Below are 12577 nucleotides of genomic sequence, written 5' to 3' on the forward strand. Positions count from 1 at the left end.
TAGTATTCATCTGTAAATAAGATGAATACAAAATAATTATAGAAATTAGTTTAAATTTCTATAGAGTATTATGTTAGCCTATTTTAGGAGGAAGCCAAATAGAAGCAAATAAATTTGACTTGAATGAATTTTTGTAAAAGAAGATTTTATTTACATCAAAAAAAATTATTTCCATTAAAAGCTGAAAACTTAAAATTGGAAATGTAAACAATGTATTAACTGAATTTTCAAAGGTTTTAAATGGTAAATCTTGATGTTCTTTTTTATTATTTTCAGTTTTTTTTAAATAATGATCTTTAATGAAGTCGGTGAAAGAAACAGATTGGTTTGCTACTTTGCTTTTATGTTCATTATAATGGTCAATTAAGTTAGGAACTTTCAATAATTGCCCTATTGATGTGTTGGCACACATAAATACTATTATTAAAAAAAAGGCAACTGCTTTATTCATTTTGTAAAATTAGTAACTTAATTAATTCTATTACAAATTTACAGTTTAAAAATAGAATGAAACTTAAGTTCTACTTAGGATTTCCTAAAGGGAAAATTAATTTTACTTCTGTTCCAATATTTAAAGTACTATTTAATATAATTTCAATTTTTAGTAAATCACATAATCTTTTCACAATGGACAATCCTAAACCTGTTCCTTTTATTTCTGGATGATTAGAAACATCTGAACGATAAAAAGAGCCAAATATTTTATTCAAATCCTCGTTTGAAATACCCACACCATTGTCTTTTATATAAAAATCAATAGCATTATTCTTGGTAACTAATGAAATAGAAACTTCTCCATTGCAATTTGTATACTTAATAGCGTTAGAAATTAAATTACTAATGATGATATATACTAAATAGTTATCTGACATCAAATAATAATCTTCACTAAAGTTAGTTTTGATACTAAGTTTTTTGCTTTCAATTTTATCAGAAAATCGAGTTAAACCATCTAAAATAATAGCGTTTAAATAAATAGATTCCTTTTTTATATTTTGTTTTTGATTTTCAAAACGAGCTAAAAGGAGCAATTGATCGACCATATGATTCAAGCGATCAACTTCGGCAATACAAAAGCTTATTTTAGACTGATATTCTTCTTGTGTTCTTGGTTTGCGAATTAAAACCTCCATTGTTCCTTTCATAACAGCTAAAGGTGTCCTTAATTCATGAGATGCATCAGAAGTAAATTGTTTTTCTCTTTCAATCGTATTTTCAATTCTATCCAACAGGTGATTAATATTTTCAGAAAGTATATACAATTCATCCTGATTATTTGGTAAAGGAATTCTGGTTTGCAGATTGTCCTTAGTAATCTTACTTGAAGTTTCTATAATTGTTTGAACGGGTTTGATACTTCTTCCTGCAAAAAATCGAGCAATGAGAAACAATATAATTAAAATTATAGGAAAAGATATAAGTAAAGTATTTGTTAGAATAGCTACTATTTCAAAATCTTCTAAAGACATGGCAACCACAACATAGCCAACAATTTTTCCTTTATTTATAATTGTTGTTTGAATCTGTCGAAGTGGTACATCATTTAATGAAGCATTGACAAATTTGTTATTACAAGTATTTGGAAATAATTCAAGATTAGAATCATTAAGATTTGGTGATTTATCAATCAGTTGTTTATTATCGTCATAGAATTCTACAAAAACAGGATTTACTTTTATTGAATTATGTTCTCTAGCTCTCCATTGATCTACCTGAATTAAATAGGTATCATTTTCATCTGTTGAAACATCATCTAAATGCTTATTTAATTCTTCTTGAATACCAGCATTAATATGTTGGTTCACACTAAATTTAACAATAAAATGGATGCATACAAAAACAAGAGCAATAAGAATTGAACTACTAATAATATAATTAAATGCAATTCTATTTTTGAACGAAAATGAGAAAAAATTAGTCATTTGCAATATAGCCTACTCCTCTAATAGTTTTTATTAATTCTTGTTCTTTAGTTAAGTTTAATTTCTTTCGAATAGCATTAATAAATACGTCAATTACACCTGTATCATATTCAAAATGAATGTCCCAAACGTCTTCAATAATTTTATTTCTAGTACAAACAGTACCTTTATTTTTAATTAAATATTGCAAAAGTTCAAACTCTCTTTGTGTTAATATAATTTCATTTTGATCAATAAACACCTGATAAGTACTAAGGTTTAAACTTATATTTCCTAATGTAAGAATGGTAGCTTCATTTTTTGTTCTAAAATGTATCTTAATTCGTTCTAAAAGTTCCTCAAAACTAAATGGCTTTTTTATATAATCATTTGCACCTGCTTTTAAACCCTCAATAGTTTCTTGAAGAGTGTCTTTTGCAGTTAAGAATAATATTGGAATTGTTTTATTTTCTACTCGAATGGCTTTGCAAACGTCTAATCCGCTCATTTTTGGTATCATCCAATCTAAAAGAATTAAATCTACAGGTGTTTTCAATGCTTTTTCTAACCCTTCTTCTCCATTTGTCGCATAAGAAATCACGTAACCTTCTTCCTCTAAACCTTGTTTTAGAAAATTAATAATCCCTTTTTCATCTTCTATGATTAAAATATGCATTGCTATATTTATTGTTGAACAAATTTAATTCCAAAAGACACAATATTAGCGAATAAACCATCGCTCCTTTTATAATGATTGTACCTAAAATCGATATTTTTTAATCCAAATTTCCAAATTTTTCTATCCATAAAAATATCGGTGTATCCAATACCAACACCATATTGATTAGCATTAAAAGTAGATAAATCATAATCGGAAGTATAATATTTTTCAGTAGAAAGATGTTGCTCGTATGGTGCAAAATATTTAGATTTCTGTTGTGTATAATAACGATACATTGGAAAAACAGTAAACTTATCAGACAATTTAATGGGTAATTCAATATTCATTGTATGAGAAGAAATATCCCAGTTATCCCAATAATAACGATAATAAGAACGAATTACTAGACGTTCATTAACATAATAATTCAATCTAGCACCTACAGGTACTTTAAAACGACTATCTGGTAAGCGTTCAATATCATCTGCTAATTGAAATTCGTTAATAAACGAATCGGCAACATCTGCAAAATAAATTCTTTGATAAGGAGTTGATAATAATCCTTGTTGTTGTAGTACATCTAAAAACAAAGAAAATTGCATCTTTTTTGTTGCTACCTGAGAAAAACTTAAAGAAACTGCGTAAGAATTTCTGTTTTTATTCTCATGAAAAGAAAACTTATTTGGATTATAAGCTGTGTTTCCAGTTATAGTGAAATTATTAAATATACCTCCATTTGTATTACCATAAGAAGCGAAATCTTGCAATTCTTTAGGGTAAATTGGACTCCAAGTGTCTAAATATACGTTTGCAGATAAATTAATTTCAGAGTTCTTATCATTGAATAATTTAGTTATTCCACCACCAAAGCCAATAGATGAATAATCATACTCTACTGAACCAGATAAATGTGCGTTCCAAACGGTATTCCTATCATCTGAACTATGACTGTAATTTGTTACTAAACTTGTTAAAGCATCTGAAGCTGAAGCACCAGAAGAAGCTTGCCAAGGACTAGGTGTATTACTATCGAAAGGATTAATATTTCCTGATGAAGCAGAAGAATAAGCAGAAATACCGGCATCAATGGTTAAAACTGCATCATCATTTAAAGGTACTGCAACAACGATTGTTGGAGTAATATCTGTTAAATCTTCCATTCCTTTTCCTCCAGAAACAGCAGAATGAATACCATCTTGTTTATAGTAACTCGCTAAAAAATCAACTTCTATATTTTCTAATACTCGCTTTTTATATGTCACATTTGTAGAGTCTTTTTCTTGACTATAGGAGAACAAACCGAATCCGAGTAATAATACTGTTATATATTTCATTTAATACAATTTAGACTTGAAAATTAGTTACAACCACAACCACCACCTGTTTTTCCACCATTCGCTCCTGCAGCAGCCTCACGATATACTTGAAAATTGGTTTCAAACCTTTCAGACGATTTTGCCGTTAGTTTCATATCAGGATCATTAATATACTGTTTGTCATATTCTTTGACACTATTGCATGAATATCCTAAAGAAAGGATTGCTATTACTAAAATTATTTTTCTCATTTTATTCTGATTTAAGGTCTATGTTTTTTGAATGATGAATTGTTCCTTCATCATCAATAATAATACATTCAATTCCATTTATCTGATTCACAAGGTCTAAACCAACCTCTACTCCTAATACAAAAACACCTGTAGCTATAGCATCTGCAATCTCAGTTTGTTTTGCAAAAACAGAAATACTAATAATACCAGAGGCTGGATAACCAGTTCTAGGATCTATAATATGTGAATATCGCTTCCCGTTGAAAGTGACATACTTCTCATAATTTCCTGAGGTCTCCACTGCACTATCTATAAGCGGAAATGTAGCAAATACTTTATTCTTATTCAAAGGATTAACAATTGCTACTGTCCAAGGTTTTCCATCTATTTGATGTCCCCAAGTATTAATATCTCCCGATACATTTACTATTCCAGCTGTACAACCTTTACTTTTAAGTAATTCTTTTATTCTATCTGCAATATAACCTTGACCTATGCCTCCTAATCCCAATTTCATCCCTTTCTCTTTAAGGAAAATTGTTTTCAATTTAGCGTCTAGAATTATTTTTTGATAACCTACTCTTACTACAGATTTTTTAATAGCCTCTTGAGTTGGCATTTCTTTCATGCTTCCATCAAATTTCCAAATTTTATCCATAGATGCATAACTAATATCAAAAGCACCCTTAGTTAATTGCGAAATCTTAATTGCTCTTTCTACTAAATCAAAAACTTCCACTTCCACTTTTATTGGTTGAATACCTGCATTTTGATTTACCTTTGATATTTGAGAAGTAGGAATCCAATCCGATATTTGGTTTTCAATTCTTTTTACTTCATCTATAGCTATATCACAAAACTGTTTCCCTTCAATGGAATCTTTTGCAATTACAGTAATTTCAAAAGGACTACCTAATAAAGATGCTTTACTTTTGTGTATAACTTGTCCGAAAGAAATAGTAGTTACTACCCAAAATAAAACAAAAAAGCTTAGTTTTTTCATTATTTTAAAGCATAAATCATCTTAATATACTCATCTGGAGAAACATTTTTAAATCCCATTTTTCCAAAAATAGTTCCTTCTGAATTTAATAAAACAACTAAAGGAAAACTTCCTTCATTATTATACTTTTCTGCTAAGGCTCTATTGTGAGCTGTTTGATTATCTGATAATTGATTAGATTTTTTTCTTGGAAAGTTTACTTTGACTAAAATCCATTTTTCAGATGATTCTTTAATGAATGCTTCCGACTGCCAAATATTTTTATCTAAACGAATGCAAGGAGCACACCAATCGGATCCTGAAAAAACCATTAGTATATCCTTTCCTTCTGCAACAGCTACTTTTTTAGCTTGTTCAAAATCATATTTCCAATCTTGTGAGAAGCTTATATTGGCAAATAAAATAAACAGAATGATGAGAATCTTTTTCATAACAATTAATTTTAATACAAATTAAAGATTTTTTTGTAGTAATAAATACAATACTATTTTAAATTAAGTAAAACTTAAGAAAGCACAACTAATTTAATAATAATTTAAGACTTAAAAACAAAAACGTTGCTAAAAGATTATAACATTCCGTTATATTTCCTTGTAAACCATTCAATTGAGAGTAATAAACAGATTAAAATGAGTAACCAATTCCAATCTATTAAAGGGGATTTTTTGATAACTTCTTTTTGTACTGGAAGGTATTTTGTATTTTGATTTAAAGATGTGATTAATGCTTCTAATTGATCTAAATAGTATACTTTTCCTGAGGTATTTGCAGCTAACTGCTCTAATCTAGTTTTATCAGGATTAACAAATTGCTTTTCAAAATCAAATTCAAGAACTTCAAAACTACCCGAAAAAGAGGTTTTTGACTCTTTTTCTTTAACAGTAAATTGATAATTACCTTTATCTAAATCATCAAATTGAACTTTATAATCCAAACTTGATTTTAAGAAATTATACAGTTTTGTTTTTTTAGTACCCGAATTAGTCAATTGTATTGTTAACTGCGCATTTTCATCCAATTCATAATTTTTATTGAAGTATTGGGCGGTAATTTCAATAGTTTCACCAGCATTATAAAAGCTTTGATAATCGACTGTTAATGATTTCTTGGATGAATTTGAAGCCAAGTATTGAATTGTCTTATCCATAAATAAATCAAAATCATTAAAAGATTTTTTCTTTAGATGTGTTTCCATTCTCCATTTCCAAATGTTTTCTCCAAATAAATATGCTTTCCTTTGCTTTCCAGTTTCAGAAAAACTCAATAAAGGATTACCCGTTTGTATATTTCTAATAGTAGCATCTAATAAATTCACTGATGCTGTTTTAGAAGTAATTGTTCCAAATGAATTTTCTAATGGCGAAAAATTATCAAAACCAATATTATCTTGAGAAAATAAATTAAATCCAGAATCATATTTTGCAAAATAACTTTCTTTTTGACTCGACATTCTAAAAGTGAAATCGGACTGATTTCTATTCAGAAAAAGAAAATCTGTATTTGTTCCAGTAATAATAAAAGTGTTTAATTGTGCAATTTTATTTAATTCAAAAACTGATTTAAAAGAGGTGTTTGGTTGATAAAATATTAGAAAACTATACTCTTTTAAATCTTTAATTTCTAAAGGTTTAATAATAGTTACTTTACGTTGTTCATTAATTTCAATACTTCTTTTAATTGCTCCTAAATCGGGATGATTAATATCTGAAATTAATGCGATTTCAGTTCTTTGATCAATAACTTCAACTGCAAAGTTTTTATAATTATTTATTTTATTTTTTTCAGGTTTTGATGAAATAATAGAAGCTTTGTATTTTTGAATTCCAATACTTGACGCGTCTAATAGTACCTGAATTGATTTTACTTTTTCCTTTGATGAAAATGTAATATTTTGCTTATGAACAATTTGATTTCCATTCTGAATTGAAAAAGTTGAAGTTACAGCATCATTTCCATTATATTGAAGAAATACTTCCACTGGAAATTTATTCTTTAAAAAAGCATATTTATTAACGTTAATTTGATTTATTTTTAAGTCAAAAACGGTGGTTGTATCTCCTAAAACAATAGGATAAAGCGCTGTGTTCTCTTGAAAACTATAGATATAATCACTTCCTTTAGTTTGATTACCATCTGTAAACAAAACAATTGGGTAGTTTTCATTTCTATAAATCTGTTTGAGGTTTTTAGCTACATTATCAATATGAGTCTGTTTTCCAGAAAAATCAATGTTTTTTAAACTTATAAAATCATCATCAAAACTATATAATTGTATATCAAATTTTTCGTTTAACTCTTTATTTGAACTAATTTTAGTATAAAAATCATTTGATAAATTTGAGTTATTCAACTCTTTTATTGATTCTGAATTATCTACAATAATTGGTAAAGGTGTTTTCTTTATTTCAAAAGTCTTTCTAGAAAAAACGGGGTTTATTAGTAAGACTAAAACAGAAAATAAGGTTAAAAAACGAATAAAAGCTAAAAACAGATGCAATTTCGATCTATTTTTAGCTTTATAATAATATTGAAAGAATGATAAACCAGCAGCTATAAATACTGATAAAATTAGAAGTAAAATAGTGCTTGTTGTCATAAAATTATTTTTGTTTCAGTTTTTGTATTAGTAACTGTAAACTAAGAACCGAGTATCTTTAATGCTCTATGTTAACATTCCACCGTCAACATTAATAACTTGTCCAGTAACGTAAGCACTCATGTCTGACGCTAAAAACACGCATACATTAGCAACATCTTCAGGAGAACCACCTCTTCTTAAAGGAATTGATTCTCTCCATCCTTTAACAACATCTTCATTTAATTTTGCAGTCATTTCTGTTTCAATAAAACCAGGAGCAATTGCATTGCAACGAATATTACGAGAACCTAATTCTAAGGCAATCGATTTTGTAAATCCAATCATTCCTGCTTTAGAAGCTGCATAATTTGCCTGTCCTGCGTTACCTTTAACACCAACAACGCTACTCATGTTAATAATAGAACCTTTTCTGTTTTTAAGCATTGTTTTTTGAACTGCTTTTGTCATATTGAAAACAGATTTTAAGTTGATTTCAATTACTTTATCGTAATCTTCTTCACTCATTCTCATCAATAAGTTATCTTTTGTAATACCAGCATTGTTGATTAAAATATCTACTGTACCAAAATCGGTAAGTACATCTTCAACTAATTTTTGAGATTCATCAAAATTTGCTGCGTTAGATTGATATCCTTTAGATTTTACTCCTAAAGCATTTAATTCATTCTCTAATTCTTGTGCAGAAGCAGCAGAAGAGCTATATGTAAAAGCTACATTAGCCCCATTTTTAGCAAATACTTCAGCTATTCCTTTACCGATACCACGGCTTGCCCCAGTTATTATAACTACTTTTCCTTCTAATAATTTCATTTTAGTTTGTCTTTATTGTGACCCAAATATATTAATAATTTAAAGTTTATAAAACAGAATATCAAAATAGTTAATTATAAATTATTTTAACCATTATTGAATATTTTTCATAAAGTTATCCAACTATAACGTTTAAACTACGAATAACGCATTATATAAATTAAAAAAAAGTAATAAATATTGTTTTTTAAGCATAATTTTATAAAAAAACATTAAACAAAATATCACATAAAACATTTTATTATTCTATTTAAGCATCTTCTCGTCTTTTTACTGACCTTTAAATATTTAAAAAATGTAGCGTTTTCAAAGACTTTAAGAAACAAAGAATTACTTTTTAATATAAAATTTTCATATCCTAAAGAAAATAATTAAAGAAGAGTATAAAATATACATAGTCTAAATAGGAATAAATACACTTAATTAAAAATTAATTTTAAACCTTTCAAGTGTTTTAATGTCTAAAAAATAGCAAATCATATTAATTATAAAATTATGCCTATGAAAACTAATCGAGTACTATTATTTTTATTTGTTTTTTCAATTATATCTTGTAATAATGATTCTGACGATGGTTATGAAAATATTGTAAGTTATCCTAGTATCCTGGCTACATTTGGAAATACAATTGATACCGATAATTTAGATAATTACGCAAATCAAACAATTCCTAATTACATAACTAAAGACAATGGTTTAATAAACCCTATAACGGATAAAGGTGCAACATTAGGACGAGTGTTGTTTTATGATAAAAAATTATCCTCCAGTAACTCAATTGCTTGCGCAAGTTGTCATAAACAATCTAATGCGTTTGGAGATAATGTAATAGCAAGTACAGGAGTAAATGGAACAACAGGTAGACATTCAATGCGTTTAATTAATGCTAGATTTTCTAATGAAACAAAATTCTTTTGGGACGAAAGAGCTACAACTTTAGAGATTCAAACCACTATGCCTATTAAAGATCATGGAGAAATGGGATTTAGTGGAACTAATGGGGATTTATCTTTTAATGATTTAATTATAAAATTAAATGAAGTAGCGTATTATAAAGAGTTGTTCAGTTTCGTTTATGGCTCTGAAGAGATTACAGAAATTAAAATTCAAAATGCTTTAGCACAATTTATAAGAAGTATTCAATCTTTTGACTCAAAATATGATGCTGGAAGAGCTCTAGTAGCAAATGATAATCAAGCATTTTCAAATTTTACGCAACAAGAAAATTTAGGTAAAAATTTATTTTTATCACCACCTCAGTTTGATGGATCTGGTTCACGTATTGGTGGTGGAGTTGGTTGTGCTGGCTGTCATAGGGCACCAGAATTTGACATAGACCCAAACACATTAAATAATGGAATAATTGGAACTATAAATGGGACAGGAATAGATTTAACCAATACACGAGCACCTTCATTAAGAGATTTAGTAAATCCTAACGGTATATTGAACACAACATTAATGCATACTGGAAATATTCCAAATCTTCAGGCTGCTATAGGTCATTATAATACAATTAATTTAGCTCCTGGCAATACAAATCTTGATGCAAGATTACAACCCGGAGGAAATGGACAACAACTCAATATGACTGGAGCAGAAATGAGTGCATTACAAGCATTTCTAATTACTTTATCAGGTTCTGATGTTTACACAAATTCTAAATGGAGCTCTCCATTTTAATAAATTATATAAAACAAAAAAGTCCCAAAAATTTGGGACTTTTATATTACTATTTTAAGAAAATATTATCCTAAAACTTCTTTTACTTTTTTACCGATTTCTGCAGGAGAATCAACAACGTGAATTCCGTTTTCTCTCATGATACGTTTTTTAGCTTCTGCTGTATCATCAGCTCCACCAACAATTGCACCAGCATGACCCATAGTTCTACCTTTAGGAGCAGTTTCACCAGCGATAAAACCAACAACTGGTTTGCGGTTACCATCAGCTTTTACCCAACGAGCAGCATCTGCTTCTAATTGTCCACCAATTTCACCAATCATAATGATGATTTCAGTTTCTGGATCGTTCATTAATAATTCTACTGCTTCTTTAGTAGTAGTTCCAATAATTGGATCTCCACCAATTCCAATAGCAGTTGTTATTCCTAAACCTTGTTTAACAACTTGATCAGCTGCTTCATAAGTTAATGTTCCTGATTTAGAAACAATACCTACTTTACCTTTTTTGAATACAAAACCTGGCATAATTCCAACTTTTGCTTCTCCTGGAGTAATTACACCTGGACAGTTAGGTCCAACTAAACGACAATCTCTAGATTGAATATAGTCATATGCTTTAATCATATCTGCAACAGGAATTCCTTCCGTAATACAAATAATTACTTTAATTCCAGCATCAGCTGCTTCCATAATAGCATCGGCAGCAAATGCAGGTGGTACAAATATAATTGAAGTATCAGCACCAGCTTTATCTACAGCTTCTTGAACTGTATTAAAAACAGGTCTATCTAAATGTGAAGTTCCCCCTTTTCCTGGAGTTACACCACCAACAACATTTGTTCCGTATTCAATCATTTGAGAAGCGTGGAAAGTTCCTTCGCTACCTGTAAAACCTTGAACTATTATTTTTGAATCTTTATTTACTAAAACACTCATGATATGATTATTATATTAGTTTTTAAATTGTCTTGCAAAAGTAAGTTTTTTGTAAAAAAAACTAGGCTTTTTTTTGTTATTTTTTCTTTAAAGAGGTTGACTTATTTGATAGCCTTTTATTATTTTACCATTTTCGAACTCCCAAATCACTATAAATTTAGCAATTAACATTATTTCATCGGGATTTTCAATAGTAGCAACCTTATGATTATACCTTATTACTACTTGATTATCTTGTTCAATTAAATGAGTAATATCTATATATGATGCACTATAATTTGAAAATAATTCCTTAGAAATTTTAATTATATCGTTTTTATGCAACACTAAATCTCCATCAGAACTTGTCCATTCTAAAACAATATCCTGATGAAAATATTTTTCTAGAGTTTCAGAATCTCTAATACCATCTTCTAGGTATATTTTTTGAATAAGCTCTTTATTTGTCATCTTTTTTTAATTGATCTAAAATTTGAGGAATTTTTTTAATATTGGCCAATTGCTTCAATTTCTCTCTAGATTCTTCAATTGGTGTTCCAAAATAGGTTTTTCCTCCATCTATAGACTTTGTTACACCTGTTTGTCCCATAACAACGGCTTTAGTACCTATTGTTATTCCGCTTGTTGTTCCAACTTGTCCCCAAAGTGTTACTTCATCTTCAACAATTACACAACCCGCAATTCCAGTTTGAGCAGCAATTAAACATTTTTTTCCAATAACTGTATCATGTCCAACATGAACTTGATTGTCAATTTTTGTTCCTTCACCGATGGTTGTATCACCTGTAACACCTTTATCTATTGTACAAAGTGCACCAATACCTACATTATCTTCAACCACTACTCTTCCTGAAGAAAGTAATTGATCAAATCCATCCGGTCTTTTTTTGTAATAAAAAGCATCTGCTCCTAAAATAGTTCCTGCACTAATAATTACATTATTTCCTATAACTGTGTTATCATAGATTGAAACATTAGAATGTATTATACAATTATCTCCAATTGTAACATTATTACCTACAAAACAATTAGGTTGAATGAGAGTGTTTTTTCCTATTGCAGCTGAATCTGAAATGGAAACATTTGCATATTGAAATGGTCTAAAATGTTTCGTTAATGTATTGAAATCTCTAAAAGGATCATCAGAGATTAATAATGCTTTTCCTTGTGGACAATCGACTTCTTTATTGATTAAAATAATTGTAGCTGCTGATTCTAAAGCTTTATCATAGTATTTCGGATGATCTACAAAAACGATATCACCAGATGAGACAACATGAATCTCATTCATACCAAGAACAGGAAAATCTTCATCACCAACAAATTCAGAATTTATTAATGTTGCTATTTCTTTTAGACTATGTTTTCTATTGAATTTCATAAAATAGTAATTAGTGATTAGTAAAAAGTGATTAGTTTACCTTTTCTAATCA

Annotated in this window: 13 protein-coding genes; 1 reads left to right on the forward strand and 12 read right to left on the reverse strand. The window is 28.6% G+C overall.

Features of this window, described 5'->3' with window-relative positions; all coding sequences use genetic code 11:
- Positions 1 to 73 precede the first annotated feature (73 nt).
- From L2Z92_RS17030 to fabG, 9 genes are all read right to left on the reverse strand, one after another.
- Entirely contained in the window at positions 74 to 451 is a 378-nt protein-coding gene (locus L2Z92_RS17030) for a hypothetical protein (RefSeq protein WP_236455763.1), read from the reverse strand.
- Between the two features lie 70 nt (positions 452 to 521).
- On the reverse strand, positions 522 to 1922 hold the full coding sequence (locus L2Z92_RS17035; RefSeq protein WP_236455765.1) for a sensor histidine kinase: 1401 nt from the start codon (positions 1920 to 1922) through the stop codon (positions 522 to 524).
- Positions 1915 to 2577 carry a response regulator transcription factor gene (locus L2Z92_RS17040; RefSeq protein ID WP_236455766.1) on the reverse strand — a complete coding sequence of 221 codons (663 nt, stop codon included), beginning with the start codon at positions 2575 to 2577 and terminating at the stop codon, positions 1915 to 1917. Before L2Z92_RS17040 ends, L2Z92_RS17035 begins: the two co-directional genes overlap by 8 nt.
- Before the next feature lie 8 nt (positions 2578 to 2585).
- Positions 2586 to 3896, reverse strand: a complete 1311-nt coding sequence (locus L2Z92_RS17045; protein WP_236455769.1) for a DUF3570 domain-containing protein — start codon at positions 3894 to 3896, stop codon at positions 2586 to 2588.
- Between the two features lie 23 nt (positions 3897 to 3919).
- Positions 3920 to 4129: a DUF4266 domain-containing protein gene (locus L2Z92_RS17050; RefSeq protein WP_236455770.1), complete on the reverse strand. Its 210-nt coding sequence runs from the start codon at positions 4127 to 4129 to the stop codon at positions 3920 to 3922.
- A gap of 1 nt (position 4130) precedes the next feature.
- Positions 4131 to 5114: an FAD:protein FMN transferase gene (locus tag L2Z92_RS17055; protein WP_236455771.1), complete on the reverse strand. Its 984-nt coding sequence runs from the start codon at positions 5112 to 5114 to the stop codon at positions 4131 to 4133.
- Positions 5114 to 5545 carry a thioredoxin family protein gene (locus tag L2Z92_RS17060; protein WP_236455772.1) on the reverse strand — a complete coding sequence of 144 codons (432 nt, stop codon included), beginning with the start codon at positions 5543 to 5545 and terminating at the stop codon, positions 5114 to 5116. The genes L2Z92_RS17055 and L2Z92_RS17060 overlap by 1 nt, the downstream gene beginning before the upstream one ends.
- 137 nt (positions 5546 to 5682) lie before the next feature.
- Positions 5683 to 7710, reverse strand: coding sequence for a hypothetical protein (locus L2Z92_RS17065; RefSeq protein ID WP_236455773.1), 2028 nt, complete (start codon positions 7708 to 7710; stop codon positions 5683 to 5685).
- A gap of 66 nt (positions 7711 to 7776) precedes the next feature.
- Positions 7777 to 8523, reverse strand: coding sequence for a 3-oxoacyl-[acyl-carrier-protein] reductase (gene fabG, locus L2Z92_RS17070; RefSeq protein ID WP_236455774.1), 747 nt, complete (start codon positions 8521 to 8523; stop codon positions 7777 to 7779).
- A 501-nt stretch (positions 8524 to 9024) separates the two neighbouring features.
- Between fabG and L2Z92_RS17075 the strand changes: the two genes are divergently transcribed.
- Positions 9025 to 10206, forward strand: a complete 1182-nt coding sequence (locus L2Z92_RS17075; RefSeq protein ID WP_236455775.1) for a cytochrome-c peroxidase — start codon at positions 9025 to 9027, stop codon at positions 10204 to 10206.
- Positions 10207 to 10271: 65 nt separating this feature from the next.
- Here L2Z92_RS17075 and sucD read toward each other — a convergent pair whose 3' ends face one another.
- From sucD to L2Z92_RS17090, 3 genes are all read right to left on the reverse strand, one after another.
- The gene (gene sucD / locus L2Z92_RS17080) at positions 10272 to 11144 is read right to left on the reverse strand and encodes a succinate--CoA ligase subunit alpha (protein WP_236455776.1); all 873 of its coding nucleotides are present in this window, start codon (positions 11142 to 11144) and stop codon (positions 10272 to 10274) included.
- An 87-nt stretch (positions 11145 to 11231) separates the two neighbouring features.
- The gene (locus tag L2Z92_RS17085; protein WP_236455777.1) at positions 11232 to 11594 is read right to left on the reverse strand and encodes a nuclear transport factor 2 family protein; all 363 of its coding nucleotides are present in this window, start codon (positions 11592 to 11594) and stop codon (positions 11232 to 11234) included.
- A complete protein-coding gene (locus L2Z92_RS17090; protein WP_236455778.1) occupies positions 11584 to 12525 on the reverse strand; it encodes a UDP-3-O-(3-hydroxymyristoyl)glucosamine N-acyltransferase in 942 nt (313 codons plus the stop codon). Before L2Z92_RS17090 ends, L2Z92_RS17085 begins: the two co-directional genes overlap by 11 nt.
- Positions 12526 to 12577: the final 52 nt, after the last annotated feature.

This window comes from Flavobacterium jumunjinense (genome assembly GCF_021650975.2).
In the GTDB taxonomy this organism is placed as follows: Bacteria; Bacteroidota; Bacteroidia; order Flavobacteriales; family Flavobacteriaceae; genus Flavobacterium; species Flavobacterium jumunjinense.

Excerpts from the sequence above, each read along its gene's own strand:
- L2Z92_RS17030 (WP_236455763.1), bottom strand. The coding sequence starts at position 451 with ATGAATAAAGCAGTTGCCTTTTTTTTAATAATAGTATTTATGTGTGCC.
- L2Z92_RS17035 (WP_236455765.1), bottom strand. The coding sequence starts at position 1,922 with ATGACTAATTTTTTCTCATTTTCGTTCAAAAATAGAATTGCATTTAAT.
- L2Z92_RS17040 (WP_236455766.1), bottom strand. The coding sequence starts at position 2,577 with ATGCATATTTTAATCATAGAAGATGAAAAAGGGATTATTAATTTTCTA.
- L2Z92_RS17045 (WP_236455769.1), bottom strand. The coding sequence starts at position 3,896 with ATGAAATATATAACAGTATTATTACTCGGATTCGGTTTGTTCTCCTAT.
- L2Z92_RS17050 (WP_236455770.1), bottom strand. The coding sequence starts at position 4,129 with ATGAGAAAAATAATTTTAGTAATAGCAATCCTTTCTTTAGGATATTCA.
- L2Z92_RS17055 (WP_236455771.1), bottom strand. The coding sequence starts at position 5,114 with ATGAAAAAACTAAGCTTTTTTGTTTTATTTTGGGTAGTAACTACTATT.
- L2Z92_RS17060 (WP_236455772.1), bottom strand. The coding sequence starts at position 5,545 with ATGAAAAAGATTCTCATCATTCTGTTTATTTTATTTGCCAATATAAGC.
- L2Z92_RS17065 (WP_236455773.1), bottom strand. The coding sequence starts at position 7,710 with ATGACAACAAGCACTATTTTACTTCTAATTTTATCAGTATTTATAGCT.
- fabG (WP_236455774.1), bottom strand. The coding sequence starts at position 8,523 with ATGAAATTATTAGAAGGAAAAGTAGTTATAATAACTGGGGCAAGCCGT.
- L2Z92_RS17075 (WP_236455775.1), top strand. The coding sequence starts at position 9,025 with ATGAAAACTAATCGAGTACTATTATTTTTATTTGTTTTTTCAATTATA.
- sucD (WP_236455776.1), bottom strand. The coding sequence starts at position 11,144 with ATGAGTGTTTTAGTAAATAAAGATTCAAAAATAATAGTTCAAGGTTTT.
- L2Z92_RS17085 (WP_236455777.1), bottom strand. The coding sequence starts at position 11,594 with ATGACAAATAAAGAGCTTATTCAAAAAATATACCTAGAAGATGGTATT.
- L2Z92_RS17090 (WP_236455778.1), bottom strand. The coding sequence starts at position 12,525 with ATGAAATTCAATAGAAAACATAGTCTAAAAGAAATAGCAACATTAATA.